The sequence below is a fragment of the Streptomyces kunmingensis genome (assembly GCF_039533535.1).
GTDB lineage: Bacteria > Actinomycetota > Actinomycetes > Streptomycetales > Streptomycetaceae > Streptomyces > Streptomyces kunmingensis.
Window position 1 is genome coordinate 64,598 of the sequence record NZ_BAAATS010000042.1, and the last position, 26,178, is coordinate 90,775.

General features: G+C 72.3%; 26 protein-coding genes and 1 pseudogene. 14 read left to right on the forward strand and 13 right to left on the reverse strand.

Translation table 11 applies throughout. The features are described 5' to 3' along the window. The first annotated feature begins 133 nt into the window (after positions 1-133). Positions 134-1,513: a peptidase C39 family protein gene (locus ABD366_RS38685; RefSeq protein WP_344443358.1), complete on the forward strand. Its 1,380-nt coding sequence runs from the start codon at positions 134-136 to the stop codon at positions 1,511-1,513. Here the strand turns inward: ABD366_RS38685 and ABD366_RS38690 are convergent. After that, entirely contained in the window at positions 1,444-1,881 is a 438-nt protein-coding gene (locus ABD366_RS38690) for a hypothetical protein (protein WP_324767667.1), read from the reverse strand. The genes ABD366_RS38685 and ABD366_RS38690 overlap by 70 nt on opposite strands. Continuing rightward, positions 1,878-2,228, reverse strand: coding sequence for a gluzincin family metallopeptidase (locus tag ABD366_RS38695; RefSeq protein ID WP_324767668.1), 351 nt, complete (start codon positions 2,226-2,228; stop codon positions 1,878-1,880). The genes ABD366_RS38690 and ABD366_RS38695 overlap by 4 nt, the downstream gene beginning before the upstream one ends. Positions 2,229-2,503: 275 nt before the next feature. On the opposite strand from ABD366_RS38695, the gene ABD366_RS38700 reads away from it, so the two are divergent. Then, a complete protein-coding gene (locus ABD366_RS38700; RefSeq protein ID WP_324767670.1) occupies positions 2,504-2,659 on the forward strand; it encodes an SCO1431 family membrane protein in 156 nt (51 codons plus the stop codon). Between the two features lie 89 nt (positions 2,660-2,748). On the opposite strand, the gene ABD366_RS38705 is transcribed toward ABD366_RS38700, so the two are convergent. Further along, positions 2,749-3,990 (reverse strand): glycoside hydrolase family 18 protein, encoded by a 1,242-nt coding sequence (locus tag ABD366_RS38705; RefSeq protein WP_324767671.1) that lies wholly within the window; start codon positions 3,988-3,990, stop codon positions 2,749-2,751. 374 nt (positions 3,991-4,364) lie between these two features. Between ABD366_RS38705 and ABD366_RS38710 the strand changes: the two genes are divergently transcribed. Next, on the forward strand, positions 4,365-5,528 hold the full coding sequence (locus ABD366_RS38710) for an acyl-CoA dehydrogenase family protein (RefSeq protein ID WP_324767673.1): 1,164 nt from the start codon (positions 4,365-4,367) through the stop codon (positions 5,526-5,528). Here the strand turns inward: ABD366_RS38710 and ABD366_RS38715 are convergent. Continuing rightward, the gene (locus ABD366_RS38715; RefSeq protein WP_324767674.1) at positions 5,491-5,652 is read right to left on the reverse strand and encodes a hypothetical protein; all 162 of its coding nucleotides are present in this window, start codon (positions 5,650-5,652) and stop codon (positions 5,491-5,493) included. The two genes, ABD366_RS38710 and ABD366_RS38715, sit on opposite strands and share 38 nt — an antisense overlap. A gap of 347 nt (positions 5,653-5,999) precedes the next feature. Here ABD366_RS38715 and ABD366_RS38720 point away from each other — a divergent pair. Further along, positions 6,000-6,156, forward strand: a pseudogene (locus ABD366_RS38720) (phosphotransferase family protein); the annotation flags it as partial. An 18-nt stretch (positions 6,157-6,174) separates the two neighbouring features. Here the strand turns inward: ABD366_RS38720 and ABD366_RS38725 are convergent. Continuing rightward, positions 6,175-6,636 (reverse strand): hypothetical protein, encoded by a 462-nt coding sequence (locus tag ABD366_RS38725; RefSeq protein WP_324767676.1) that lies wholly within the window; start codon positions 6,634-6,636, stop codon positions 6,175-6,177. Positions 6,637-6,892: 256 nt separating this feature from the next. Between ABD366_RS38725 and ABD366_RS38730 the strand changes: the two genes are divergently transcribed. The 4 genes from ABD366_RS38730 to fxsA all read left to right on the forward strand — a co-directional run bounded on the left by ABD366_RS38730 (position 6,893) and on the right by fxsA (position 11,058). After that, positions 6,893-7,333, forward strand: a complete 441-nt coding sequence (locus ABD366_RS38730; protein WP_324767677.1) for an Lrp/AsnC family transcriptional regulator — start codon at positions 6,893-6,895, stop codon at positions 7,331-7,333. A gap of 86 nt (positions 7,334-7,419) precedes the next feature. Next, a complete protein-coding gene (locus ABD366_RS38735; protein ID WP_324767679.1) occupies positions 7,420-9,033 on the forward strand; it encodes an amidohydrolase in 1,614 nt (537 codons plus the stop codon). 446 nt (positions 9,034-9,479) lie between these two features. Then, entirely contained in the window at positions 9,480-10,265 is a 786-nt protein-coding gene (locus tag ABD366_RS38740; RefSeq protein ID WP_324767680.1) for a polyprenol monophosphomannose synthase, read from the forward strand. A 196-nt stretch (positions 10,266-10,461) separates the two neighbouring features. Continuing rightward, entirely contained in the window at positions 10,462-11,058 is a 597-nt protein-coding gene (gene fxsA / locus ABD366_RS38745; RefSeq protein WP_324767681.1) for an FxsA family membrane protein, read from the forward strand. A 105-nt stretch (positions 11,059-11,163) separates the two neighbouring features. Here the strand turns inward: fxsA and ABD366_RS38750 are convergent, their stop codons facing one another. From ABD366_RS38750 to yczE, 4 genes are all read right to left on the reverse strand, one after another. Then, entirely contained in the window at positions 11,164-11,538 is a 375-nt protein-coding gene (locus tag ABD366_RS38750; protein WP_003977404.1) for an RNA polymerase-binding protein RbpA, read from the reverse strand. A gap of 254 nt (positions 11,539-11,792) precedes the next feature. Next, complete coding sequence (locus ABD366_RS38755; RefSeq protein ID WP_324767685.1) at positions 11,793-13,148, reverse strand: MFS transporter; 1,356 nt, start codon at positions 13,146-13,148, stop codon at positions 11,793-11,795. A 46-nt stretch (positions 13,149-13,194) separates the two neighbouring features. Next, entirely contained in the window at positions 13,195-13,962 is a 768-nt protein-coding gene (locus ABD366_RS38760; RefSeq protein WP_324767687.1) for a glycerophosphodiester phosphodiesterase family protein, read from the reverse strand. Further along, positions 13,959-14,630: a membrane protein YczE gene (yczE, locus tag ABD366_RS38765; protein ID WP_411293658.1), complete on the reverse strand. Its 672-nt coding sequence runs from the start codon at positions 14,628-14,630 to the stop codon at positions 13,959-13,961. The genes ABD366_RS38760 and yczE overlap by 4 nt, the downstream gene beginning before the upstream one ends. 98 nt (positions 14,631-14,728) lie before the next feature. Between yczE and ABD366_RS38770 the strand changes: the two genes are divergently transcribed. Then, positions 14,729-16,228 (forward strand): SCO1417 family PLP biosynthesis transcription factor, encoded by a 1,500-nt coding sequence (locus tag ABD366_RS38770; RefSeq protein WP_324767689.1) that lies wholly within the window; start codon positions 14,729-14,731, stop codon positions 16,226-16,228. Positions 16,229-16,242: 14 nt separating this feature from the next. On the opposite strand, the gene ABD366_RS38775 is transcribed toward ABD366_RS38770, so the two are convergent. Further along, a complete protein-coding gene (locus tag ABD366_RS38775) occupies positions 16,243-17,970 on the reverse strand; it encodes a hypothetical protein (RefSeq protein ID WP_324767690.1) in 1,728 nt (575 codons plus the stop codon). Positions 17,971-18,007: 37 nt separating this feature from the next. Beyond that, positions 18,008-18,202: a hypothetical protein gene (locus tag ABD366_RS38780; protein WP_324767692.1), complete on the reverse strand. Its 195-nt coding sequence runs from the start codon at positions 18,200-18,202 to the stop codon at positions 18,008-18,010. 287 nt (positions 18,203-18,489) lie between these two features. Between ABD366_RS38780 and ABD366_RS38785 the strand changes: the two genes are divergently transcribed. From ABD366_RS38785 to ABD366_RS38805, 5 genes are all read left to right on the forward strand, one after another. Further along, positions 18,490-18,882 (forward strand): ankyrin repeat domain-containing protein, encoded by a 393-nt coding sequence (locus tag ABD366_RS38785; protein ID WP_324767693.1) that lies wholly within the window; start codon positions 18,490-18,492, stop codon positions 18,880-18,882. A gap of 279 nt (positions 18,883-19,161) precedes the next feature. Beyond that, entirely contained in the window at positions 19,162-20,574 is a 1,413-nt protein-coding gene (locus tag ABD366_RS38790) for a HEAT repeat domain-containing protein (protein ID WP_344443363.1), read from the forward strand. Between the two features lie 160 nt (positions 20,575-20,734). Beyond that, positions 20,735-21,859, forward strand: a complete 1,125-nt coding sequence (locus ABD366_RS38795) for a glycosyltransferase family 4 protein (protein WP_324769885.1) — start codon at positions 20,735-20,737, stop codon at positions 21,857-21,859. After that, complete coding sequence (locus tag ABD366_RS38800; RefSeq protein WP_324769884.1) at positions 21,856-23,007, forward strand: glycosyltransferase; 1,152 nt, start codon at positions 21,856-21,858, stop codon at positions 23,005-23,007. The genes ABD366_RS38795 and ABD366_RS38800 overlap by 4 nt, the downstream gene beginning before the upstream one ends. Next, the gene (locus ABD366_RS38805) at positions 23,004-23,870 is read left to right on the forward strand and encodes an SGNH/GDSL hydrolase family protein (RefSeq protein ID WP_324769882.1); all 867 of its coding nucleotides are present in this window, start codon (positions 23,004-23,006) and stop codon (positions 23,868-23,870) included. The genes ABD366_RS38800 and ABD366_RS38805 overlap by 4 nt, the downstream gene beginning before the upstream one ends. A 42-nt stretch (positions 23,871-23,912) precedes the next feature. Here ABD366_RS38805 and ABD366_RS38810 read toward each other — a convergent pair whose 3' ends face one another. Beyond that, complete coding sequence (locus ABD366_RS38810; RefSeq protein WP_324769881.1) at positions 23,913-24,710, reverse strand: putative hydro-lyase; 798 nt, start codon at positions 24,708-24,710, stop codon at positions 23,913-23,915. Then, a complete protein-coding gene (locus ABD366_RS38815) occupies positions 24,707-26,020 on the reverse strand; it encodes an MFS transporter (RefSeq protein ID WP_324769880.1) in 1,314 nt (437 codons plus the stop codon). Before ABD366_RS38815 ends, ABD366_RS38810 begins: the two co-directional genes overlap by 4 nt. Between the last annotated feature and the right edge of the window lie 158 nt (positions 26,021-26,178).

The window sequence follows — 26,178 nt, forward strand, 5'->3', positions numbered from 1 at the left end:
GGTGGGCCGGACAGGGTCCGCAACGCTGGTGGAAGACCTGTCCCGGCGGCCATAGTTGGCGCACTGTTCCACCGGGACCGCACCCGGCCCGTCCGCACCGTACGCCCGTTCCGTCGACTGGGGGATCCACCCGATGAACCGATCCGCTCCGGACTCCCGTCCGTCCCGCAGAACCATGCTCGCCGCGGGCGTCGCGCTCGCCGCCACCACGGCCGCGGCGGGTGCCGCGCACGCCGCGGGCGGCTCGCCGGCCGCCCGAAAGAAAGCCCAGAAGCGCCTCGTGGACAACCGCACCTGGACGACGCACACCGACTGGCGCTCGGGCACCGGCAAGGGGACCCGCGCCGTCGCGGGCGCCCGCCCCGGCGTGACCCTCGCCAAGGCCGCGGGCCGGACGACGTACACCGACCCGCATCTGAACAGGACGGCCGAGTGGGAGTACGCCCAGTGGATCTCACCGGTCCACCGGCTGAGCGTGCCGGCCACCGAGGTCATCGCCTCCTGGAACGCGCACACCCCGGCCGGCACCTGGATCCAGATCGAACTCCAGGGCACGTACACCGACGGGGCGGCGACGCCCTGGTACGTCATGGGCCGCTGGACGGCCGGTGACGACGAGGACGTCGACATCCGCCGCACCTCCGTGGACGACCAGAGCGACAGGAAGTCGAGCGTCTGGACGGACACGTTCTCCATCGACGACACGGCCTCGGGCCTGCGGCTCGCCTCGTACAGCCTGCGCCTGACCCTGCTGCGCGCCCCCGGTTCGAAGGCCGCGCCGACGGTCTGGCGGCTCGGCGCGATGGGCTCGGACGTGCCGGATCGTTTCACCGTTCCGGCGTCCGCCCCGGGGCTCGCCAAGGAACTGGCGGTTCCGCGCTACTCCCAGAACATCCACTCCGGCCAGTACCCCGAGTACGACAACGGCGGTGAGGCGTGGTGCAGCCCGACCTCCTCGCAGATGATCATCGAGTACTGGGGCCGCAAGCCCACCGCCGAGCAACTGTCCTGGGTCGACCCGTCCTATGCCGACCCCCAGGTCTGCCACGCCGCCCGCCATACGTTCGACTACCAGTACGAGGGCTGCGGCAACTGGCCCTTCAACGCGGCCTACGCGGCGACGTACCAGGACCTCCAGGGCGTCGTCACCCGCCTCTCCTCACTGACCGACCTGGAGACTCTGATCGCGGCCGGCATCCCGGCCATAACGTCCCAGTCGTTCCTCAAGGAGGAGCTGACCGGCGCGGGATACGGCACCTCCGGGCACCTCATGACGGTCATCGGCTTCACCGCCGAGGGCGACGTGATCGCCAACGACCCGGCTTCGCCGAACGACCCGGCGGTGCGCCGCGTCTACAAGCGGGCGGAGTGGGAGACGATCTGGCTCCGCACGAAGCGCCACAACGCCTCGGGCAACGTCGTCTCCGGTACCGGCGGCGTCTGCTACCTGTACTTCCCGGCCCACCCGACCCCGAAGCAGCGCAAGGCGCTGGCGGCGGTGGGCGTGCGCTGACCGCCGAGTCGGGCCCCGCGCGGGCCCGACACCGGTTTCCCCCACGAGGGGGTCAGCCCGTGACGACCGGCTCCACCACCCAGTCCGGAGGCCCGGGCATCGGCGGGGTCTTCGCGCCGTAGGACGAGCGCCGAGCCGTCGTAGCGCATGCGCTTGAAGAGGTTGGGCTCGGTGGGCTCGGCGGGGGCCCCGTAGTCGTGGCGCCACTGGTCGTGGCTGCCGAAGGCGGATCTGCTCGGCACGAAGGTGGATGCCGAGCGCGACCTGCTCCACGAGCTGACCAGTGCAAGGGCCTGCGCCTCCAGGGCCACACCCAGGTCCGTGTCACCGACCAGGGCGCCGTACCGGTTGAAGGGGTACGGGCTCAACCGCCCGCGCAGTCAGGCCAGATGGACGGGCGCCAGGTCGCGGTACCGCTGGTCGGGGCCACCAGGGCATCGGGAACGACATCGCGGAGCGGCGGCCCGCCCGGCCCCTTGCTGTCGATCAACTGGAATCTGCCGATGGCCAGTTGAGCCAGTTGCGCCGCCCCCGGCTGCTCGGAGCCGTACGTCCAGCGGACTCGGCCGTCGGGCCGCGTGGACCGGTCGACGAGCCGCCCGTCGGCGATGGCCGTCAGCCCCGCCGGCGTTGGGACGCGAAAGGTGATCGGGGCCCGGCGGCTGGGGTGGTGGTCGGCCGGGAAGATCATCTTGCCGCCGTATCCGGTAGCCACCGTTGCCGTCGAGCGGGAACATCGGGTCGCCGAGCCCGGGAGCGCCGGGTGAGGGTGCGGCGGAGTGGTCGGCGGCCTGCGAGACGGCCGGACCGGTCAGTGCCGTGCTGACGTTCCGGGCCGGTTGTGCGTGACCAAGGTCTCGGTCGCAGAGCGACATTCCGGTGGCAAGGTGGTAGAGGCACCGGAGGGGGACCCAGGGCCACGCCGCGAGGCAGGCCCCCGGCGCCCGGGGGATCACGCCCAGGCCCACGAACCGAGTGAGTGAGACACCCATGACCGCAAGCTCCGTAGCCAGCACGGCCCCCGCCGCCTCGCGCGCCCGCACGGGCGGTCCGCGGGAGGACGGCCCCAAGATCCTCGAGCACCTCATGGGCTGGACCTTCGTCGTGGTGCTGGCGATGCTCGTCACGCAGACCGGCCTGATGTGACCTGAGCCATCCCGAAGAGCGCGACAGCGAGGGGCGGAGCCCGGTGGACCGGGCCCCGCCCCTCGCGACGTACCGCTACCGCATGGTGACTAGCCGACCGCCTTGATCAGCTCACCGTTCGCCGTGTCGCCGGACAGCTCCCAGAGGAAGGTGCCGCCCAGGCCCTGCTGGTTCTTGTAGTCCATCTTCCCGGCGATGGTCGCCGGAGTGTCGTAGCTCCACCAGTCGGTGCCGCAGTGCGCGTACGCGGTGCCGCCGACCGTGCCCGTGGCGGGGCACTTGGTCTTGAGCTCCTTGTAGTCGTCGATGCCCTGCTCGTACTTGCCGGCGGCCGGGCCGGTCGCCGTGCCGCCGGGCGCGTCCTGCGTGACACCGGTCCAGCCGCGGCCGTAGAAGCCGATGCCGAGCAGCAGCTTCGAGGCGGGCACGCCCGCGGCCTTGAGCTTGGCGATGGTGGCGTCGGTGTTGTACCCGTCCTTCGGGATCCCGTCGTACGCCTCGAGCGGTGAGTGCGGGGCGGTCGGCCCCTGGGCGTCCCACGCGCCGAAGTAGTCGTACGTCATCGGGTTGTACCAGTCGACGTACTGTGCCGCGCCCGCGTAGTCGGTGGCGTCCAGCTTTCCGCCCTCGGAGGCGTCGGCCGGGATGGCCGAGGTCAGCAGATAATCGCTGCCGAACTTCGAACGCAGCGCCGACATCAGGTTCTTGTACGCGTCGCGCCCGCTGGTGTCGCAGGTCAGACCGCAGGCGTTGGGGTACTCCCAGTCGATGTCGATGCCGTCGAAGACATCGGCCCACTTGGAGTTCTCGACCAGGTCGTAGCAGGACTGGGCGAAGGCGGCCGGGTTCTTCGCGGCCTCCGTGAAGCCGCCGGACCAGGTCCAGCCGCCGAAGGACCAGAGGATCTTGAGGTCCGGGTGCTTCTTCTTCAGCTTGAGCAGCTGGTTGAAGTTGCCGCGCAGCGGCTGGTCCCAGGTGTCGGCGGTGCCGTCCACGGACTGGTCGGCGGTGTACGCCTTGTCCGTCGCCGCGTACGAGTCGCCCATGGCGCACTTGCCGCCCTGGACGTTGCCGAACGAGTAGTTGATGTGCGTGAGCTTGTCGGCGGAGCCGGACGTCTCGATGTTCTTGACGTGGTAGTTCCGGTCGTAGACACCCCACTCGGTGAAGTATCCGACGACCTTCGAACCGGCCGCGGCCTGCGTGGAGTCGCGTTCCGTCTGTGCGGCGGCGCTGCCCGTGGAAGCCAGCAGTCCCGCGCCGAGAACGGCGCAACACGCGGCGGCGGCGAGCGACTTGAAGCGCGCGCGGGGGAGGTGCGGTCTGAGCATCGTGTCTCCTCGTGGGGGAGGGAGGACATGGGGGGAGGTGGTGCTGTGGACCTGCGTGAGCCCGGCTTTCCGCGTCTGTCAGGGGTGACATGAACGCGGTAAGTCGTTGAACGGAACAGTAGGAGGACTAGACCAGTGCGGTCAATGGTCCGAACCAATCTGACGCGGCGGTGCCCAGGGTTCGAAAAAGCTGGAGTAAGCGGTCGTTAACTGGTGACGCGGGGCCCGATCTCGGGAATACTCAACACGCCGCAGTGCTGGTCAGGCCCTCCCGAGACCCGGAAGGGCACCATCGGCCCGGTAGTGACCGCCCGGCAGCGCCGCCCCACCCCGCGCGCGCCGCCGAAGTGCCCGACCAGGAGGAGAGCGTCGCCATGCCGGAGCAAGGAGTCGAGCGTCAGCTGCCGACGGACGAGGCCAGGGACCTGCTGGAGCTTGTCCGCGACATCGCGCAGCGGGAGATCGCCCCGCGCGCGGCCGAGGACGAGGAGGCGGGCCGCTTCCCGCGGTCCACCTTCACCCTGCTTTCTTCCTCGGGCCTGCTCGGACTGCCGTACGACGCCGAGTTCGGCGGCGGCGACCAGCCCTACGAGGTCTACCTCCAGGTCCTCGAGGAGCTCGCGGCCGCCCGCCTGACCGTCGGCCTCGGCGTCAGCGTGCACTCGCTGGCGTGCCACGCCCTCGCCAACTTCGGTACGAAGCAGCAGTGCGCGGAGTTCCTGCCCGGGATGCTCGGCGGCGGACTGCTCGGCGCGTACTGCCTCTCGGAGCCGTCCTCCGGTTCGGACGCCGCGTCCCTGCGGACGAAGGCGGTGCGTGACGGCGACGGCTGGGTGCTCACCGGCACCAAGGCCTGGATCACGCACGGCGGAGTCGCCGACTTCTACACGGTGCTGGCTCGCAGCGGCGGTGAAGGCGCCCGCGGCATCACGGCGTTCCTGGTCCCCGGGGATGCCGAGGGGCTGAGCGCCGCGGCACCGGAGAAGAAGATGGGGATGAAGGGCTCGCCCACCGCCCAGGTGCACTTCGACGGGGTCCGGGTGGGCGACGCGCGCCGCATCGGGGACGAGGGGCAGGGTTTCCAGATCGCCCTGTCGGCGCTCGACTCGGGCCGGCTCGGCATCGCGGCCTGCGCGATCGGCGTGGCGCAGGCGGCGCTGGACGAGGCGGTGGCGTACGCGAAGGGGCGCACCCAGTTCGGCCGGCCCGTCGCCGACTTCCAGGGGCTCAGGTTCATGCTCGCGGACATGGCGACGCAGATCGAGGCGGGCCGTGCGTTGTATCTGTCGGCGGCCCGGCTGCGGGACGCGGGCAGGCCGTTCTCCAAGCAGGCGGCCATGGCGAAGCTACTCTGCACCGACGCGGCGATGAAGGTGACCACGGACGCCGTGCAGGTCTTCGGGGGATACGGCTACACCGCCGACTTCCCGGTCGAGCGCTTCATGCGGGAGGCCAAGGTGCTGCAGATCGTCGAGGGCACCAATCAGATCCAGCGCATGGTCATCGCCCGTCACCTCGCGGGTCCTGAAACCCGCTGAACTGCCCCGGCCGCACGATGGGCGCCACGAGCCGGGCCCACTCGGGGTCGTGGCGCCCCGGCAGGGTCTTGCCGCGCTCGGCCCAGGTGGCGATCAGGGCCCGGTAGAGGGGCGGGTCCTGCACGGGGGCTTGGTGGGTCTGATGTGCTTGGTGGGCCTGATGTGCCTGATGTGCCTGATGCGGCTGATACGTCTGATGGGGCTGCTGAACCGATTCTGCGGGGACAGGAACGAGGACACGCCTGCGACGGCCGGTGGGCGCGGGGGCCGGTGTCTGCGTCGGGGTCATGCCAGAGCAACGGGCGGGGGACGGGGCAGGTCACCGAGGGGCGTAATCGGGCGTCAGTTCACGGCATCACCGTGTGCGCGGGTCCGACGGGGTCCGGGCGAGGGCCGGGCGGATCCGGGGGAGTCCGGTTCGCCGAGGGGCATCCCGCCGAAGGCTTCCACCGGATCCGGGCGCCGGCCCGCTTCCGCACGCTGCACGCGCCGCTGCGGCACGCCGTCGTGATGCTCCGCGTCGCCCACCGCCGGATCCACTGCGGCGAGGCCGCCGCGCCCCCGGATCCGGACATGCTGATCCTGCACCACGGCAGCGTTGCGGGCCATGGTGCAGGGCAGTTGTTGGGGACGGTCTCCGGCCGGCTCAGGCGGCCCGGCGGCTCACCTGGAGCGGGACCTGCAGGGGGCGCGAACCGGGGCCGCCCACGTGCGAGAACGGCTGGGTGCGCCAGTCGAGACCCTGCGGCAGCGTCAACAGCAAGGAAGTGTCCTGCTCCTGAGCGCCCGTCAGCTCGTCCGCGGGCCGCGCCTCGGCCGCCGCGCGCCCGGTGCCCGCACAGACCGTGAGTCCGAACGGATTCCATGGCGAAGCGCACAGCGCGTGCTCGGGCAGGACGTCCTCGTCGGCCAGCAGCGCGATGGGCTGCGCGCAGTCCGGGCACAGGACCCGGTACATCTCGAAGGTGTCGTACGCGTCGTACGCGTCGGTGTCCTCTGCGTTCTCCCCGTCGAAGACGCCGGGTTCGACGCCCTCCGGCTGGGACTCGACGACTGCCTGCTTGCGCTGGCGCGCACCGGGGCGTCCAGGACGCTTCACATTCTGCATGGGAATCTCCCCCTCGGGTGGGCCGACCAGGAGCCGCGGCCCGACCACAGCAAGCACTTCCCGTCCCGTCCGCGAGGTAACCGCTTCATGCGTGCGGACACGGCCCAAAGCATGTGGTCTTCGTCACATGCCGATTGCAGGTGCCGGATGGGCGGTAGGCGTAACGGCCGTCCCGGGCCGCTAGGGCGCCGCTTCGCCCCCATCGCGGCGGCGCTCAGGTATCCGCGGCGATCACCGGCCCTGTAGGTTCTGCCGCATGGAGGAGCTCGACCGACAGATCGTGCAGCTGCTCGTCAAGGACGGGCGGATGAGCTACACCGACCTGGGCAAGGCCACGGGCCTGTCCACGTCGGCCGTGCACCAGCGGGTGCGCCGCCTCGAGCAGCGCGGTGTGATCCGTGGGTATGCCGCGGTCGTCGACCCCGAGGCGGTCGGGCTGCCGCTCACCGCGTTCATCTCGGTGAAGCCGTTCGACCCGAGCGCCCCCGACGACATCGCGGAGCGCCTCGCGGGCGTGCCCGAGATCGAGGCGTGCCACAGCGTGGCCGGCGAGGAGAACTACATCCTCAAGGTGCGGGTGGAGACCCCGCACGAACTGGAGAACCTGCTGGCGCGGGTGCGCTCCCTGGCCGGTGTCTCCACGCGCACGACGGTCGTCCTGTCGACCCCCTACGAGGCCCGGCCGCCCCGTATCTAGGGGCGAGCCGGCGAGCGGTCGGGAACCGGCTGACAAAAGGGACCCCGGCGCCCGCGCGGCGCACCCGGCACGGGACACTGTCCCCCATGAGCACGCCCCCCAGCACCCGCACCGTCCTCCTTCGACGCGGCGAGGTCCACAGCCCCGCCGACCCCTTCGCCACCGCAATGGTGGTGGAGGCAGGACACGTCGCCTGGGTCGGTTCGGAAGGCGCCGCGGACGCGTTCGCGGACGGCGTGGACGAGGTCGTGGACCTCGACGGCGCTCTGGTCACCCCGGCGTTTACCGACGCACACGTGCACACCACGTCGACCGGCCTCGCCCTCACCGGACTCGACCTCACGACCGCACGTTCGCGCGCCGAAGCCCTCACCCTCGTACGGGAGCACGCCGCGGCCCGTCCCGCCGACCGGGTCCTGCTCGGCCACGGCTGGGACGCGGCCCGCTGGCCCGACGACCGCCCGCCCTCCCGCGCCGAACTCGACGAGGCCACCGGCGGCCAGCCTCTCTATCTCTCCCGTATCGACGTGCATTCCGCCGTCGTGAGCACCGCCCTGCTCGATCTGGTCCCCGGCGTCACCGACCGGGTCGGCTATACCCCGGACGAGCCCCTGACGCGCGACGCCCACCACGCGGTACGCGCCGCCGCCCTCGGCGCGGTGGGACCGCAGCAGCGCACCGAGGCCCAGCGCGCGGCGCTGCGGCACGCCGCGTCCCTCGGCATCGGCTCGCTGCACGAGTGCGGCGGCCCGGACATCTCCTCCGAGGACGACTTCACCGGCCTGCTCGACCTCGCCCGCTCCGAGCCGGGCCCGCGCGTGGCCGGGTACTGGGCCGACCGCGACATCGAGCGCGTCCGTGCCCTGGGCGCGCTCGGCGCCGCCGGCGACCTCTTCGTGGACGGTGCCCTCGGCTCGCACACGGCCTGTCTGCACGCGCCTTATACGGACGCGGCTCACACCGGCACCGCCTACCTGTCGGCCGAGGACGTCGCCGCGCACGTCGTCGCCTGCACCGAGGCGGGTCTCCAGGCCGGTTTCCACGCGATCGGCGACGCCGCCGTCACCGCGGTCGTCGACGGGATGCGCGCCGCCGCCGCGAAGGTCGGCCTCGCGCGCGTGCGCGCGGCCCGGCACCGTATCGAGCACGCCGAGATGCTCACCCCCGAATCGGTCGCCGCCTTTGCCGAGTTCGGGCTCACCGCGTCCGTGCAGCCCGCCTTCGACGCGCTGTGGGGCGGCGAGGACGGCATGTACGCCGATCGTCTCGGCGCCGAACGGGCGCGCACGCTCAACCCGTTCGCGTCCCTGCTGCGCGCCGGAGTGCCGCTCGCCTTCGGTTCCGACAGCCCGGTCACCCCGCTCGACCCGTGGGGCACCGTCCGCGCGGCCGCGTTCCACCGCACACCCGAACACCGGGTCTCCGTACGCGCCGCTTTCACCGCCCACACGCGCGGGGGGTGGCGTGCCGTCGGCCGTGACGACGCCGGGATTCTGGTGCCCGGCGCCCCCGCGGACTACGCCGTCTGGCGCACCGACGAACTGGTCGTGCAGGCCCCCGACGACCGGGTGGCCCGCTGGTCGACTGACCCGCGCTCCGGCACACCCGGCCTGCCCGATCTCTCGCCCGGCGCCCAACTCCCCGTCTGCCTGCGGACGGTGGTGTTCGGACAGCCGGTCTTCGTAGGGCCGGACGAGTGATGTACCGGGGCGGCGCGCACCGGATCCGGCCCCCGCTCCCTCCCGTACGACCTGCGTATCCTCGGCCCTGACCAGGCGACTTCGTAAAGAGGCCCAGGTCAAACGGCTGTTGACAGACCGCGGAGGTCGGCGGGTAGGTTCGGCCGGGTCCACCACCTTTCGTACGACCGGGCGAACTACGCACTCGTAGAACGCAGGCCGGCGCCCGCGCCACGGGGTGCCGGAACGTTCCGGCCGGTCGGCGAGGTGCGACCCGGGTGGGGCCCGGGCGTTCAGTAGACAACGGCTTTCGGTCGACCCGCAGCCAGCGGGCCCCAGGTCGGCCCGAAGGACGTCCGGCCCCGATCCGCAGTGTCGGCCTGATCTGCGGTGCTCGCCACGACAGGCTCCGAGCACGACAGGCTCTAAGGTGGGTCCCCTGTGTACTGAAGTTCTAAGGGGAAGCTGTGAGCGACGGCGGTGGGCGCAAGTTCGGCCCTCTGGGTACGGCCTTGGTGATCATTCCGACCTATGACGAGGCGGAGAACATCACGTCCATCGTCGGCCGTGTACGGGCGGCGGTGCCCGCGGCTCACGTCCTGGTCGCCGACGACAACAGCCCCGACGGCACGGGCAAGCTCGCCGACGAGCTGGCCGCGGACGACGAGCAGGTCCACGTCCTGCACCGGACCGGCAAGGAAGGCCTGGGCGCCGCGTATCTCGCCGGGTTCGCCTGGGGCATGGAGCAGGGGTACGGCGTCCTCATCGAGATGGACGCCGACGGCTCCCACCAGCCGGAGGAGCTGCCGCGGCTGCTGACCGCGCTCAAGGGCGCGGACCTCGTGCTCGGTTCGCGCTGGGTGCCGGGTGGCCGCGTCGTGAACTGGCCCAAGTCCCGTGAGTTCCTCTCCCGCGGCGGCTCCACGTACTCGCGCTTCCTGCTGGACGTCCCGATCCGCGACGTCACCGGCGGATTCCGCGCGTTCCGCCGCGAGACCCTCGAAGGCCTCGGCCTCGCCGACGTCGCCTCGCAGGGCTACTGCTTCCAGGTCGACCTCGCGCGCCGAGCCGTGAAGGCCGGCTACCACGTGGTCGAGGTCCCCATCACGTTCGTCGAGCGCGAGCTGGGCGACTCCAAGATGAGCAAGGACATCGTCGTGGAGGCACTGTGGCGGGTCACCACGTGGGGCGTGGGGGAGCGGATGGGCAAGATCCTCGGCCGCCCCTCCGAGGGCCCCTCAGCCCGATCCTGAGAAGCCTCCTCAGAGACCTCCCTGAGAAGCCTCCTCAGGGACCTCCAGAGAAGCCTCCGGAGAGACCTTCTGAGAAGCCTTTGAGATGCCTCCCGCAAGTCTCCGGCGGGGCTCCTGGAAGGCTCCTAGGGGCTTCTGAAAGGCCGCTGATCTCCTGCTTACGCCACTCGGACGTGTCCCCAGGCACACTGGGGGCATGACCACTGGCACTCCGCCCCGCAACCAGCCCGCAGGGGCCCGGCGCTCCCGGGTCCGCACACTCCTTCCGCTCGGCGTCGCCGCGTGGGTGATCCTGGAGATCTGGCTGCTCACGGTGGTGGCGGGCGCGGTCGGCGGCTTCACGCTGTTCCTGCTCCTGGCGGGCGGCTTCGTCCTCGGCGCCGTCGTGATCAAGGCGGCCGGGCGCCGTGCCTTCCAGAACCTGAGCGAGACGCTCCAGCGTCAGCAGCGGCCGGAGGCCGTAGAGGCGGACGAGCAGCGCTCGCAGGGCAACGGGCTGCTGATGCTGGCCGGTCTCTTCCTGATGATCCCCGGCCTCGTCCTGGACGCCCTGGGCCTGCTGCTGCTCATCCCGCCGGTCCGTACGGCGCTGAGCCGCTACACGGAGCGGGCCATCGAGCGGAAGATGAGCACGGCGACCCGGAGCGCGTTCGGGGCCGCGTTCCAGCAGAGCCGCGGGGGTCCGGCCGGCGGCCCGGGCACGGTGATCCAGGGCGAGGTCGTCCGGGAGGACGAGAAGCCGTCAGACGGCCCGGACGGGTCGCACCCGCGTCCGCCGATCATGCCCTCGTAGGCCGGCCGCACAGGACGACCTCGTAGGACGACGGAGAACGGCCGGGGCCGGACACACGATGTGTGTCCGGCCCCGGCCGTCTATGTAATGCCGAGCGCCGTCGGGTCAGGCCGACTTGCGGCTGTCCCTCGGGTGGACCGCGATGTTCATCGCGCCCGAACGCAGGACGGCCAGACGCTCCTCGAGGACCTCTTCGAGCTCCTCACGGGTGCGCCGCTCCATCAGCATGTCCCAGTGCGTACGCGCCGGCTTCGCCTTCTTCTCCTCAGGGCCGTCACCGTCCACGAGAAGTGCCTGGGCCCCGCAGACCTTGCACTCCCACTCCGGCGGAATTTCGGCCTCCACCGAGAAGGGCATCTCAAAGCGATGTCCCTTCTCGCATGCGTACTCCACGGCCTGGCGCGGAGCCAAGTCGATACCGCGGTCCGTCTCGTAGCTCGTCACTACGAGGCGTGTACCGCGAAGAGCTCGCTCACTCATGAATCGTGCCTCCCGGGCTTGTCGCCCACAGGACAGGTGTCGCTGTCGTCGTCATCCGGTCAACGTCCGGTCGGCGGTAAAGATTCCCGTTCCGGGTCATGCGTCGCCGTCGTAGCCGCCCCTTGTTGTACCCACCGACGCCCGGTTTGTCACATCTGACACCAGATGTCACCTAGCGTCTGGCATTCTTGACGTGCAGTAACGGTACGCCTGGCAGGCCAACCGCGTACACTACCGGCCTTTGCCTTCAGGTGCTAAATCCGGGCCGGTACGGGATTTCCCGCGTCGCGGATCGCCTGCCGCACCGGGACCCGGGCGAGCAGGGCGAAACCGATCAGGAAGAACGCCACCAGGGACACGATCGCGTCCCGGTAGCTCCCGGTCAGCTGGTAGGCGAGCCCGAACACCAGGGGCCCCAGCCAGCTCATGCCCCGGTCGCTCATCTCGTACGCGGAGAAATACTCCGCCTCCTTCCGGGCCGGCACGAGATGCGAGAACAGTGACCGTGACAGGGCCTGAGTACCCCCGAGGACGAGACCGATGCCGATCGCCAGGACGAAGAACCACATCGCCGAGCCCGCGGGCAGGAAGTAGCCCGCACCGATCGTCACCGTCCACGCCACGAGGGAGCCCATGATCGTGCGCCGGGCGCCGTACGCGCGGGCCAGGCGGCCCATCGCCAGCGCCCCGACCACCGCCAGCACCTGCACGAGCAGCACGGCCACGATGAGCGTCGACTGGCTCAGTCGCAGTTCCTCGGAGCCGTACACGGACGCCTGCGAGATCACCGTCTGCACGCCGTCGTTGTAGACGAGATAGGCGAGGAGGAAGGAGAGGGTCAGCGGATAGCGGCGCATGTCCTTCACCGTGGCCACGAAGTGGCGCAGGCCCGGAGCCGTCCGTTCCTGCGCCCGCGCCGGTCGCCGGTCGCGCAGACGGCGTAGCGGGACCAGGGTGAACGCCCCCCACCACACGCCCGCCGACGCCAGACAGATGCGCACCGCCGTCGACTCCGAGACACCGAAAGTGTCGTGCGACAAATACAGCCACAGGTTCGCCACGAGTACGAGGGCGCCCGACGCGTAACCGAAGGCCCAGCCGCGCGAGGAGACGGCGTCGCGCTCCTCCGGAGGCGCGATCTGCGGCAGGTAGGAGTTGTAGAGCACCATCGAGACGGCGAGCGCGGAATTGGCGACCACAAGGAGCGCACCGCCGAGCAGATACCGCTCGCCTTCCAGGAAGAACATGCCCGCCGTCGCCGCCGCGCCCACATAAGCGGCTGCCGCGAGCAGCGGCTTCTTGCGGCCCGTGCGGTCGGCGGCGGCGCCCGCGAGCGGCATCACGAAGAGCGACAGGATCACCGAGAGCGAGACCGTGTACGCGAAGAAGGACCCCGCCCGGACCGGGATGCCGAGCGGGTGCACGAAGCCGTCCGCGTCGGCCGCCGCTTTCGCGACCGAGGTGAGATACGGGCCGAGGAACACCGTCAGGACGCTCGTCGAGTAGACCGAACAGGCCCAGTCGTAGAAGTACCAGCCGCGCTGCTCACGCTTGCGGTCGGCGAGGGCGGTCGCCCCGGTCGCCGTCTCCCGCGCGGTGTCGGTGCCCACCCGTGTCCCCTTGTGTTCCCCGTGGTACGGCGCCGCGCGGCGGTCCTCAGACCCAGGTGCCCCGGCCCTTGAGGACGTCGCGCAGCGTCTCGATGTGATCGGAAACTATGCCATCGACCCCGAGGTCGAGAAGCCGCCGCATCTCGTCCTCGTCGTTGACCGTCCAGACGTGGACCTGAAGCCCGCGCGCGTGGGCGGCCCGGACGAAGCGGCGGTCGACGACCCGGATCCCGTACTGCGCCACGGGCACCTGGGCGCACACTGCGGAGCCGCGCAGCGCGGCCGGTACCCCGTAGGACCGCAGGCGCAGCCCGAGCACCCCTTTGGTGCCGTACGACGTGGCCAGGCGCGGGCCGGCGAGGGCCTGGGCGCGGGCGACCCGGGACTCCGAGAACGAGCCGACGCAGACGCGGTCCCACGCGCGCGTGCGGCCGATCAGATCGAGGAGGGGGAGCAGCGCGGGCTCCGCCTTGACGTCGACGTTCCAGCGCACACCGGGGAAGGTCTCCAGCAGCTCCTCGAAGAGCGGCACCGGTTCGCTGCCCGCCACGCGCGCGTGGCGTACGTCGTCCCAGGGGAGGTCGGCGATCAGGCCGCCGCCGTCCGTGACCCGGTCGAGCGTCGCGTCGTGGAACGCGACGAGCCTGCCGTCGGCCGTGGCGTGCACATCCGTCTCGATGTAGCGGTAGCCGAGGTCGACGGCGCGGCGGAACGCGGCGACGGTGTTCTCCAGGCCGTCCGCCGCCCCGCCGCGGTGGGCGAGGGCGAGCGGCCCGGGATGGTCGAGGTAGGGGTGGCGTACGGGGTCGGTCACCGACGCAGTATCGCCCGGCGCGGTGACCTGACGACGACGGCGGCCGGGCCGGCGGGCGGCGCGGGGACGGCGAAGACCCGCAGGAAGAACTGGGCCAGCGGGCCGATGGCGAGGGCGTACACGACCGTGCCCACGCCGATCGTGCCGCCCAGCAGAAAGCCGGTGGCGACGACCGCGATCTCGACGGCCGTGCGCATCAGGCGCAGCGACCGGCCGGTGCGTCGGTGCAGCCCGGTCATGAGGCCGTCGCGTGGCCCTGGGCCGAACCTGGCCGCAATGTAGAGGCCCGTCGCGGCCCCGTTGAGCACGATCGCGGCCGCCATCAGCGGAATGCGCACCCCGTAGGCGCGCACGTCCGGGACGGCGGCCAGGGTGGCGTCCATGGCGAGTCCGACGACGAAGACGTTCGAGACCGTGCCGAGCCCGGGACGCTGCCGCAGCGGGATCCACAGGAGCAGCACGATCGCGCCCACGATGATCGACACGACGCCGATGGAGAGGCCCGTCAGCTCGGCGAGGCCCTGGTGCAGCACGCCCCACGGCTCCAGGCCGAGCCCCGCCTCCACGAGCAGCGCCGAACTGGCGCCGTACAACGCCAGCCCTACGTAGAGCTGCACGAGCCGGCGCACGACCGATCCGCCGGACGGTGTGGACAGTGACGCGGACACGCGGTCCCCCTGTGGTGGTAGTGGCCTGGCACATGACACTCTGTGGCTCGGTAACGCATGCCAACCATGGCCAATTTCGGAGAGGTGGACTGGTTCGCGTGGCGCAGTGGACTTCGGCGATCGGTTCGGCCCAGCTCGCTCGGCTGCTCACCTCGCAGCAGCCGCGCCCGGCCGGCCTGGGCACCCGTCGCCCGCCCGCCTACCGCGCTCTCGCCGACGGCATCCGGCTGCTCGTCCTCGAGGGCCGCGTCCCGGTCGCCACCAGGCTCCCCGCCGAACGCGAAATGGCGCAGGCGCTCTCGGTGAGCCGCACGACGGTCGCCGCCGCCTACGAGGCGCTGCGCGGCGAGGGGTTCCTGGAGTCCCGCAGAGGGGCGGGCAGCTGGACCGCCGTCCCCGCGGGCAACCCGCTCCCGGCCCGCGGTCTCGAACCCCTGCCGCCCGAAGCGCTCGGCTCGATGATCGACCTCGGCACGGCGGCCCTGCCCGCCCCCGAACCCTGGCTGACCCGCGCCGTCCAGGGCGCCCTGGAGGAGCTCGCCCCGTACGCCCACACGCACGGCGACTACCCCGCGGGCCTGCCCGCGCTGCGCGCGATGATCGCCGAGCGCTACACCGCGCGGGGGATCCCGACCATGCCCGAGCAGATCATGGTCACGACCGGCGCGATGGGCGCCATCGACGCCATCTGCCACCTCTTCGCGGGCCGCGGCGAACGGGTCGCCGTCGAGTCGCCGAGTTACGCCAACATCCTCCAGCTGATGCGCGAGGCAGGCCTGCGGCTCGTCCCCGTCGCCATGGCCGACGGCCTGGCGGGCTGGGACCTCGACCGCTGGCGGCAGGTCCTGCGTGACGCCGCGCCCCGGCTCGCCTACGTCGTCGCCGACTTCCACAATCCGACCGGGGCCCTTGCCGACGAGGAGCAGCGCCGTTCACTGGTCGACGCCGCGCGCTCGGCCGGCACGGTGCTCGTCGTCGACGAGACCATGACCGAGCTGCACTTCGACGCGGACCACGCGATGCCGCGCCGGGTCTGTGCCTTCGACCCCGGTGGTTCGACCGTGATCACCGTCGGCTCGGCGAGCAAGGCGTTCTGGGCGGGCATGCGGATCGGCTGGGTGCGGGCCGCCCCCGATGTGATCCGCAGCCTGGTCGCCGCGCGGGCCTACGCGGATCTCGGCACGCCCGTACTGGAACAGCTCGCCGTGAACTGGCTGCTGAGCACCGGGGGCTGGGAGGCGGCCGTGCAGCTGCGCCGCGACCAGGCCCGCTCCAACCGGGACGCCCTGGTCACCGCGGTACGCAGGGAGCTGCCCGCCTGGGAGTTCGACGTACCCGACGGCGGGCTGACCCTCTGGGTGAAGGCGGGCGGCCTGTCGGGTTCACGGCTCGCGGAGGTCGGCGAGCGGGTGGGGGTGCGGGTGCCGTCCGGACCGCGGTTCGGCGTCGACGGCGCCTTCGAGGGGTATGTGCGGCTGCCGTTCACCGTGGGCGGCGCCGTGGCCGACGAGGCGGCCACGCGGCTCGCGGCGGCGGCCCGGCTCGTCGGCGAGGGGCAGGGCGCGGGCGGGGACGTGCCGCGCACCCTGATCGCCTGACGGCTGCCGGGCGACTACCGCTCCGCCATCGCCTCTGCGCCCTCCGGGATGGCCTCCCGGGAGCTCGCCGCGTCCGTGAGTGTCTCGTTCGTGCGTGTCCCGTCCGTGAGCGTCCCTTCAGGGATCGCCTCGGCGGTGTTGCCACCGGAATCGGTGCGCACGGCAGCGCCGGGAGCCGAGTCCGCGGGAGCGGAGCCGGCGGGCGTCGCGTCGGCGGACGTGGCGTCCGCGGGCGTCGCGCGGTCCGGCAGCAGCGCGATGACCGCCTGCCGGTGCGCCTCGCTCGTCGCGTCGTCGTGCGGGTCCGGGGTGGCCGGCACCTGGAGGCGGTGCACCTCGCCGGTGCCGAGACGGGCGTAGCCCCGGCCGGGCGGGACGTCGGAGGTGGGCGTCGTCCGGGGCAGCGCGCCCAGGACGTCCTGGAGCTCCCCGGGCGTGGCCGGACCGAGCACCACGCGCGCGCGGGTGTGCTGGCCGACCGCCTCGCTGAGGGTGTCGAGGCTGTCGAACTGCTCCGCCACGACGACCGTCACACCCGCCGCGCGTCCGTGCCGCAGCGGGACCTGGAGCAGGGTCTGCGGGTCCGTGCGGCCGTCCGCCGCCGCCAGATGCGCGAACGCGGTGGGCCGGTCGAGCAGGATCCACAGGGGCCGCTTGATGTCGTCCGGCACCGGGTGGCCGGCCTGCCGCGCCCGGTTCGCCGAGATCAGCCGTCGCTCGGTCTCGTGCGCGGCCCATTCGAGACTGGCCAGGGCGCCGCCGAGCCCGGAGTCCACGGCGAGCACCCCGGACCGCCCGACCAGGCACGCGTAGTCGCCCGTGCCGCTGCCCTCGATGATCAGGACGTCGCCGTGCTGGAGGGCCTGGAGCGCGATCGAGCGCACGAGGGAGGTCGTGCCGCTGCCGGGCTGGCCGACGATCAGCAGATGGGGCTCGGTGGAGCGGACGCCGGTGCGCCACACGACGGGCGGCACGTCCCGCTGCTCCTCGCCGTCCATGACCGGGAGCGTGCGCTGGACGCCGGTCTCGTCGGTGAAGCCGAGGACGGTCTCGCCGGGGGACGTGACGAAACGCTGGGCGGCGATGTCCGTGGGTAGCGGTTCGAGGACCGTCACGGTCAGGTTGTTGCCCTCCTCGTCCCAGCCGAAGTGGTACTCGCGGCCCCGGCCCAGCTTGGCGTTGAGCAGCTGCTCGATGCGGGCGCGGGACTCGGCCTCGCCGTCGGTGAAGTAGGCGGGGTAGCGGATCGAGAGGCGGTCGAAGCGGCCGTCGCCGTCGAAGTCGTAGGTCTCGAAGGCCTTCTCCCAGTCGCCGCCGTGGGCGTACAGGGGACTGGGGTCCTCGGCGACCGAGAAGTACGGGACGAGTGCTTCGTAGAGCGAGGACAGCCGCTGGACCTGCGACTCGTCGGGACCGCTCGGCGCGGGCTGCTTCGGTTCGCGGCCCTTCCACGCGGCGGCCGCCATCAGGGAGACGAACGCCAGCAGCGGCCCGTACGGAAGAAACACCATGACCAGGACCACGGCACCCACCAGGAACAGCAGCGGTCCGCGCCGGTCCTTGGGGGTCTCCACCCACTTGCGCCGCCCGGCGGCTGCCAGGCGGCGCAGGCCACGGGTGATCGTGATGAGGGGATGGAGGACGTCGGTGGCGCTGTCGGCGGCCGTCCGTGCCATGTCCCGGCTTCGGGCGATCGAGGCGCTGCCGTTGCTCAGAATGCGGGGGAGAGGGCGCCTGGCCACGTCGGTCTCCTGAGGGTGGATGCGGGTGGGTGGACCGTCAGAACTTGATCCCGCCGAGCAGGCTGGCCAGGCTCGCGCCGCCCGCCTTGATGCTCGGGGCGATGGCCGTGCCCGCCAGATAGAAGCCGAGGAGGGCGCAGACCAGTGCGTGCGAGGCCTTCAGGCCGTCCTTGCGGAAGAACAGGAAGACGATGATGCCGAGCAGCACGACGCCCGAGATGGACAGGATCATGAGGTTCTCCTGGTTGATGCGGGGACAGTCACCATGAGTTCTTCCAGGCTCACAGCATGTATCCATACGACAAAAGGTGCAAATGGGTGGCATTTTGTGGATTTCACTCATTTGCCGGACGGTCGCCGCGTCGTGCCGTCCGCGCGGGCCGGCGGATGCCCGGCCGCGCCGATGGTGATCTTTGCCTCGTCGGGGTCGGCTCATGTGCCCCGGTGGGCAGTACTCTGTCGATTCACTCGTACGGCCGCACGGCTGTACCGGCACGTATGCGAAAGGCGGTCCGCGCGATGAGCGAAGCCCCCGACCCGGAGGTCGTGGAGCTGGCCACCAAGATCTTCGATCTGGCCCGCAGGGGCGAGAGCGAGGCGCTCCTGGGGTATGTGGACGCGGGCGTTCCGGCGAACCTCACGAACGACCGTGGCGACACGCTTGTCATGCTGGCCGCCTATCACGGGCACGCGGACGCGGTGCGTGCCCTGCTGGCGTGCGGCGCCGACGCCAACCGCGCCAACGACAAGGGACAGACCCCGCTCGCGGGCGCTGTCTTCAAGGGCGAGGAAGGTGTGATCCGGGCGCTGCTCGACGGGGGAGCCGACCCCGCCGCGGGGACGCCGTCGGCCGTCGACACGGCCCGGATGTTCGGCAAGACGGAGCTCGTCGAGCTCTTCGGTGCTTCCTGAAGCACCGGCTCTGACCAGGTAAAACGGGGGCGCAGGAAATGTGGTCGCGGCGGGCAGAACCGCTGGGTCATGATGACGGCGTGATTTACGGACGCGACGGTGGGGCAGGTGGTGCCCACGTGCCGCGCGCGCCGTGAACGGCCCGTACCGGGCCTTGGACGAGAGGCAGAGAGATGGTCTACAGCAAGCAGAAGACGGCGGGCGCTCCGACGTGTTGTCGCGTGGCCAGGTAGTTGCAGGTTCCCGGTTGCGTCGACGCTTGATGTGAGGCTGTTTCCCATGTTCGAACCGGTCATAGCGCCCAGCGGTACGCTGCTCGGCCTGCTGCAGCGGGGCCGCGGCGACGGCACCCTGCACGCGCTGACGGCACCGCGGGACGAGGCGCTCGCGGCTCTCAATCACTGTGTGCTGAGCGACCCCCGCCACGACTGGCAGGTGGAGAACCGCTCGCTCTACTACGCCCGCCTCTACCTCGACCTCCACGGCGAGCTCGGGGAGATCGAGCGGCACCTCTTCGATCCCGACGACCTCGTCGACACCGACGAGTGCCGTACCGGGCTCGCCCTCGCCGTCCTCGGCCACCTCGCGTCGTACGGCCGGCGGGACGCCCTGGAGCTGCTGCGCAGGTACGCGGCCTTCGGCGGCAGCTGGGCCTGGGCCCTGGACGAGCTGGCCCTGCGCGACGACGACGCGGGACTGCGCGCCCTCGCCGAGCCGATCCTCGCCCGGTTCCCGGCCGAGGACGAGGCCGACCTCGTCGCCGCCGTACGCGACGCCTTCGAGCCGCGGCCGTGGCGGCTGTGGGCCGAGGATCCGCGTCCCCACGTGGGGGCACGCGTGCGTGCCGCCCAGGAAGCCGGCTCGTTCGACCGCTGGCAACGACAGATGACGCCCTCCGGGCCCCGCCCCGAATGGAGCGTCCAGGCCGTCTTCGACTGGGCCCAGGAAGGCTTCGAGCGAGGGGCCGTCCTGTACGTGCCCGCCGCCCGCTGCCTGGGCGCGGTCGCCGGACCCGAGGACCACGCACAGATCGTGCGGGCCGCGCGGGACGGCTCGGACGGGGCGCGCTGCACCGCGCTGCGCTACCTCGCCGACACCCACGATCCCGAAGTGCTCGATCTCATCGAGGCCGCCGTCGAGTCACCCGCGCGCGTGGTGGTCGACGCCGCCCTCGACTCCTTCGAACGCATGCGCTCTCTCGCCGCCGTGGAGCGGGCCCGCCGCTGGGCTCGCCGGCCCGACGCCCTCGGCGCCGCCGCGGGCCGCACGCTCGCCTGCCGGGGCGGCGCCCAGGACAGCGAGCCGGTGCTCTGGGCCCTGCGTGAAGCGGTGCGCGGCGACGGCCCCGACGCCCCCACCCTGTGGCCCCTCGTCGACGGGGCCGGACGGCTCGGCATCGCCTGCGCCGTCCCCGTACTGCGCCATATCTACCGTGAGACGGCCTCCTCCCATCTGCGCGGGCACGCCGCCCGGGCCCTCGCCGTCACCGACCCCTCCTTCGCCGCCGGATTCGCCGTCGAGTGCCTGTGGGACTGCGAGGAATCCACCCGCGAGGTCGCCGCGCGGCACGCCGAGACCGGCGACACCCGCGTCGTCGACCAGCTGCGCCGGCTCGCCGCCGATCCGGCCGAGGAGGCCGAGGTGCAGACCGCGGTCCGCGCCCGGATCGGCCCCGACGCGACGGCCCTGTGACCGGCTGATGTACGGGAGGCGGCCGGACGGCCGCCGGCCGCCTCCCGCTGTTCGCCGCGGTCGCCCGCTGTTTCCCGGGCGGCGCAACGCTCATGGGACGTTCCTCGCCAGGAAAGATCCACGTTGACGTGGGCACGTCCGGCACGGCGACAACAACGGTATGCGTGTCGTCATCGTGACCGAGTCCTTCCCTCCTGACATCAACGGTGTGGCGCACTGCGCCCAGCAGACCGCGCGGCACCTCGCCGCCCGCGGACACGAGCCCCTCGTCGTCGCCCCGGCCACCGCCGCCGGACCCGAGGCGGACGCGGCAGCGCCCTGCCCCGTGGTCCGGGTGCCGTCCCTGCCCCTGCCCGGCTACCCGCAGGTCCGCGTCGCGCTGCCCAGCCGCCGCGTCGCCCAGGCCGTCGCCGCGCACCGGGCCCACGTCGTCCACCTGGCCAGCCCGTTCGTACTCGGCGTCCGCGGCATGGCGGCCGCGGCACGGCACGGCGTCCCCGCCGTCGCCGTCTACCAGACCGACCTCGCCGGCTACGCCCGTACGTACATGGGGGCGGGCGAGGCCGCGGCCTGGCGGCGCATCCGCAGCGTGCACGCCGCCGCCGACCGCACCCTCGCCCCGTCGAGCGCCGCCCGCCTCGACCTGGAGGCGCACGGAGTGCCCCGGGTGCGGCTGTGGCCGCGCGGTGTGGACGGCGCCCGGTTCCGGCCCGGGCGGCGCGACGCGTCGCTGCGCGCGGAGCTGGCGCCCGGCGGGGAACTGCTCGTCGGCTACGTGGGACGGCTCGCGCCCGAGAAGCACGTGGAACTGCTCGCCCGTACCTGCGGACTGCCCGGGGTACGGGTCGTCGTCGTGGGGGACGGGCCGAGCCGGGCCTCGCTGGGCGGCGCACTGCCCGGCGCCGTGTTCCTCGGACGGCGTACGGGGGACGAACTCGCCCGGATCTTCGCCTCGTTGGACGTCTTCGTGCACACGGGGCCGTTCGAGACGTTCTGCCAGACGGTGCAGGAGGCCATGGCCAGCGGGGTTCCCGTGGTCGCCCCGGCCGTCGGCGGCCCCCTCGACCTCGTCGCCCACGGCAGGACCGGGCTGCTCGTGCCGCCAGGGGACGCGGAGGCCGTGCGCGACGCCGTGTGGTCCCTGGCGGCCGACCCGGCGCTGCGCGCCGCCTACGGAGCCGCGGGCCGCGCCGCCGTCGTCGACCGCACCTGGGAGGCCGTCGGGGACCAGCTCGTCGAGCACTACGCCGAAGTGCTGCGCGCGCGGACGGCGGTGGCGGCATGAGCGAGGGCCTGCGCATCGTACGGCTGGCGAACTTCGTGGCGCCCGCCTCCGGCGGACTGCGCACCGCGCTGCGGGAGCTGGGCGCCGGGTACCGGGCGGCCGGGCACGAGCCCGTCCTGATCGTGCCGGGGCACCGCTTCTCCGACGTGGACCGCGCGCAGGGCCGCGTCCTCACGCTGCCGGGGGCACCGCTGCCCGGCACCGGCGGATACCGCGTGCTGACCGAACGACGGCGCGTGACACGGCTGTTGGAGGATCTGCGCCCCGACCGCCTGGAGGTCTCCGACCGTACGACCCTGCGCTGGACCGGCGAGTGGGCGCGGCGCGCCCGGGTGCCCGCCGTGATGGTGTCCCACGAGACCGCCCACGGCGTGCTGCGCACCTGGGGCATGCCCGACCGGGCCGCGCGGCGCGCCGCCGACGTGCTCAACTCCCGTACCGCGCACGCCTACGCGCGCGTGGTGTGCACCACGGAGTGGGCCGAGCGCGAGTTCGTCCGCATCGGTGCGCGCAACGTCGTCCGGGCGCCGCTCGGAGTGGACCTCGAACGCTGCCGTCCCCAGGACACGGACAGCGGCGTACGGGAGCGGCACGCGCGCGTGGGGGAGGTGCTGCTCGTCATGTGTACGCGGCTGTCCGTGGAGAAGCGGCCGAGCACGGGCCTCGACGCCGTGGCGGAGCTGCGCCGGCGCGGTGTGCCCGTGCGGCTCGTCGTCGCGGGGGACGGGCCGCTGCGCGCCCGCCTCGAACAGCGGGCGCGCGCACGCCGGTTGCCGGTCGACTTCCTCGGGCACGTCGCGGACCGGGAGGCGCTCGCCGCGTTGCAGGCCGCGGCAGACGTGTGCCTGGCGCCCGGGCCTGCCGAGACGTTCGGGCTCGCTGCCCTGGAGGCGCTGGCCTGCGGGACACCGGTCGTCGTCAGCTCCTCGTCGGCGCTGCCGGAGGTCGTGGGGGCGGCGGGCGCCGTCGCGGGTGACAGCGGTGCGGCGTTCGCGGCCGCCGTGCAGGAGGTGCTGGGCCGGCCCGTTCAGCACCGCAGGAAAGCGGCACGCGCGCGTGCCGAGTGCTTCGGGTGGGGCGCCGCCGTGGACGCCTTCCTCGCGGCGCACGAAGCACCGGTGCGAGTGCGCGAAGGGGGCGCGGCATGAAGGCGCTCAGGTTCGCCGCGCTCGGCGACTCCCTCACCGAAGGGATCGGCGATCCGGTCGACGGCGGGTGGCGGGGCTGGGCGGCGCTGCTCGCAGACGGCCTCGCGCCCGCCGGGACGCCGGTGGAGTTCCGCAACTTCGCGGTGAGCGGGGCACAGACGGCCGAGGTGCGCGGGCGGCAGCTGCCGGACGCGCTCGCCTTCGCGCCGGACATCGTGTCCGTCGTCGTCGGTGTCAACGACACCCTGCGCCGCACGTTCGACCTCCATGCCATGGCCGCCCACCTCGACGCCGTGTACGGGGCGTTCGCCGGCCGCGGCGCGATCGTCCTCACGGCGTGTCTGCCCGACCCCGGCGCGATGCTGGGGCTGCCCGGGGCCCTGGCCCGGCCTCTGGCGCGGCGGCAGCAGGCGGTCAACTCCGTGGTCCACGCCCTGTCCGAACGGCACGGAGCGGTCCATCTGCACGCCGCCGAGGGCGACTGGGTGGCGGACCGGGCCATGTGGAGCGTGGACCGGCTGCACCCGGGGGAGCGGGGGCACCGGTTGTTCGCCGCCCGCTTCCACGCGGTGCTGGCCGAGGCCGGGAAGGCACACGGCCCGGCGCCGGACACCGAGCCGCAGCGGCCCGCGCCGACCCGCTCGGCCGCTCTGCGCTGGCTGGCCACCGCGGGCACCGGATGGGTGGCCAGGCGCTGCACCGACCTGCTGCCGCAGCTCATGGCGCTCGCCGCCGACGAGGTACGGCACGGCCTGCGCGGCACCGGCGCCCGGCTCGACCTGCGCGCGTCGGCCGGAGTGGCCGCCGCCCTGTCGGCGCTGTCGGCGTCCGCCGCGGCGGAGGCGTCCGGGGCCGTTTCCTGAGGGGCCGCTTTTCCAAAGGATGCGGTCCCTTGATGCGGTCTCTCAAAAGATGCGGTGCTGTTCGTCGCGGGTGTCCGTGAGGAACATGTGGCCCGGTGCGTGGGTGATCGCGAACGGCGGCCGTGACGCCATCACGGCTGCCTGGGGCGTCACGCCACAGGCCCAGAAGACCGGTATGTCCCCTGGCGCGCGGTCCACCGCGTCGCCGAAGTCGGGCGCGTCCAGGTCCTCGATGCCGAGGGCGTCCGGGCACCCCAGGTGCACCGGGCTGCCGTGCACCGCGGGCATCAGGGAGCTCTCCCGGATCGCGGCCTCCAGCGCGTGTTGTGGCACCGGGCGCATCGACACGACCAGCGGGCCGTGCATCCGGCCGGCGTCGCGGCACGCGCGCGTAGTGACGTACATCGGCACGTTCCTGCCCTGCTCGATGTGGCGCAGCGGCACGCCGGCCCCGGCGAGCGCCCATTCGAAGGTGAAGCTGCATCCGATCAGGAACGACACCAGGTCCTCGCGCCAGAATCCGAGGACGTCGCCCGGTTCGGCGGCCAACTCGCCGTCCTGCCACACCCGGTAGCGCGGGAGATCCGTGCGCAGGTCCGCGCCCGGCGCGAGCGGGGTCGTCCACGCACCGGCGTCCGTGACGTCCAGGACGGGGCACGGCTTCGGGTTGCGCTGGCAGAACAGCAGCATGTCGTAGGCCCAGTCGGCCGGTACCGCGATCAGGTTGGCCTGGGTGTGGCCGCGCGACCAGCCCGCGGTGGGCGAGCTCGCGCCCGAGCGGAAGTGGGCGCGGGCCTGTCGCGGTGTCCAGGTGGCGGTGCGTTCTTCCGTACGGTTCACAGGAGTTCCTTTCCGCGGGTCTCCGGCAGTCCGAGCAGCGCGATGACGGCGAGGCCGTAGCCGATCGCCCCGAAGACCAGGGCACCGCCGACCCCCCAACTGTCGGCGAGGAAGCCGACGAGAGTGGGGAAGACCGCGCCGATCGCGCGGCCCGTGTTGTACGTGAAGCCCTGCCCTGTGCCGCGTACGGCGGTCGGGTACAGCTCGCTCAGGAAGGAGCCGAAGCCGCTGAAGATGGCGGACATACAGAAGCCGAGCGGAAAACCGAGCACCAGAAGGAGGCCGTTCGCGCCGTCCGGGATGTTCGTGTACGCCAGGATGCTCGCCGCGGAGAGCACCGCGAACAGGACGATGTTGCGCTTCCTGCCGAGCCGGTCGGTGAGGTAGCCGCCCGTCAGGTAGCCGAGGAACGCGCCCGAAATGAGGAAGGACAGATAGCCGCCGGTACCCACCACGGTCAGGCCGCGGTCGTCCTTCAGGTAGGTGGGCACCCAGGTGGCGAGCGTGTAGTAGCCGCCCTGGACGCCGGTGGACAGGAGGACCGCGAAGAGCGTCGTGCGCAGCAGACCCGGCTTGAAGATCGCCGTGAACGAACCCGTACGGGCGCTCGACTCGCGCTCCTGGGCGACCCTCGGGGCGTCCTGGACGCGGCGGCGCAGCCACACCACCAGCAGAGCGGGCAGCGCGCCCGTCCAGAACATGACGCGCCAGGCCAGATCCGCGTCCACGAACTGGAAGACCAGCGTGTAGACGATCGCGGCCAGCGCCCAGCCGACCGCCCAGGAGCTCTGTACGGCGCCGAGCGTGCGGCCCCGGTTCTTCGCGGAGGCGTACTCGGCGACGAGGATCGCGCCGATCGCCCACTCGCCGCCGAACCCGAGCCCCTGCAAGGCGCGGAAGACGAGCAGCGTCTCGTAGGTGGGGGCGAAACCGCAGGCCACGGTGAAGACGGCGTACGTGAGCACGGTGATCATCAGGGCTCTGACGCGGCCGATCCGGTCGGCGATCACGCCCGCGACCGCGCCGCCGACCGCCGAGACGACCAGGGTGACCGTGGTGATCAGCCCGGTCTGGCCGCTGTTCAGACCGAAGTAAGCGGCCAGCGCCACCATGCTCAGCGGCAGCGTGAAGTAGTCGTAGGAGTCGAGGGCGTAGCCCCCGAAGGCGCCCGCGAAGGCGCGGCGACCGCGCGGGCCGAGCTCGCGCAGCCAGCCGAACGTGCCGCCGGAATCGGGGAGTCGGGGACCGCCGGCCGTAGGGGCCGGGCCGTCGGGGAGAGTCGCGCCGGACGTCGGAGGAGTCGTGCTCATGAAGCACCTCGCAGGGGATGTGTGTGCGTGGCGGTGCGTACGGAATGAGCGGAAGCGCGGCAGAGGCCCCGGATCCGGGACCTCACCTGAACGCCAAGGTAGAGGATCGTTGAACGATCCCTCAATACCCATGTTGTCTCGTTCTTGTATCTGCGCTT

What these genes read in the sequence shown, in the direction of transcription:
- ABD366_RS38685 (WP_344443358.1), top strand. Translation starts at nt 134, where the DNA reads ATGAACCGATCCGCTCCGGACTCCCGTCCGTCCCGCAGAACCATGCTC.
- ABD366_RS38700 (WP_324767670.1), top strand. Translation starts at nt 2,504, where the DNA reads ATGACCGCAAGCTCCGTAGCCAGCACGGCCCCCGCCGCCTCGCGCGCC.
- ABD366_RS38705 (WP_324767671.1), bottom strand. Translation starts at nt 3,990, where the DNA reads ATGCTCAGACCGCACCTCCCCCGCGCGCGCTTCAAGTCGCTCGCCGCC.
- ABD366_RS38710 (WP_324767673.1), top strand. Translation starts at nt 4,365, where the DNA reads ATGCCGGAGCAAGGAGTCGAGCGTCAGCTGCCGACGGACGAGGCCAGG.
- ABD366_RS38725 (WP_324767676.1), bottom strand. Translation starts at nt 6,636, where the DNA reads ATGCAGAATGTGAAGCGTCCTGGACGCCCCGGTGCGCGCCAGCGCAAG.
- ABD366_RS38730 (WP_324767677.1), top strand. Translation starts at nt 6,893, where the DNA reads ATGGAGGAGCTCGACCGACAGATCGTGCAGCTGCTCGTCAAGGACGGG.
- ABD366_RS38735 (WP_324767679.1), top strand. Translation starts at nt 7,420, where the DNA reads ATGAGCACGCCCCCCAGCACCCGCACCGTCCTCCTTCGACGCGGCGAG.
- fxsA (WP_324767681.1), top strand. Translation starts at nt 10,462, where the DNA reads ATGACCACTGGCACTCCGCCCCGCAACCAGCCCGCAGGGGCCCGGCGC.
- ABD366_RS38750 (WP_003977404.1), bottom strand. Translation starts at nt 11,538, where the DNA reads ATGAGTGAGCGAGCTCTTCGCGGTACACGCCTCGTAGTGACGAGCTAC.
- ABD366_RS38780 (WP_324767692.1), bottom strand. Translation starts at nt 18,202, where the DNA reads ATGATCCTGTCCATCTCGGGCGTCGTGCTGCTCGGCATCATCGTCTTC.
- ABD366_RS38785 (WP_324767693.1), top strand. Translation starts at nt 18,490, where the DNA reads ATGAGCGAAGCCCCCGACCCGGAGGTCGTGGAGCTGGCCACCAAGATC.
- ABD366_RS38790 (WP_344443363.1), top strand. Translation starts at nt 19,162, where the DNA reads ATGTTCGAACCGGTCATAGCGCCCAGCGGTACGCTGCTCGGCCTGCTG.
- ABD366_RS38795 (WP_324769885.1), top strand. Translation starts at nt 20,735, where the DNA reads ATGCGTGTCGTCATCGTGACCGAGTCCTTCCCTCCTGACATCAACGGT.
- ABD366_RS38800 (WP_324769884.1), top strand. Translation starts at nt 21,856, where the DNA reads ATGAGCGAGGGCCTGCGCATCGTACGGCTGGCGAACTTCGTGGCGCCC.
- ABD366_RS38805 (WP_324769882.1), top strand. Translation starts at nt 23,004, where the DNA reads ATGAAGGCGCTCAGGTTCGCCGCGCTCGGCGACTCCCTCACCGAAGGG.
- ABD366_RS38815 (WP_324769880.1), bottom strand. Translation starts at nt 26,020, where the DNA reads ATGAGCACGACTCCTCCGACGTCCGGCGCGACTCTCCCCGACGGCCCG.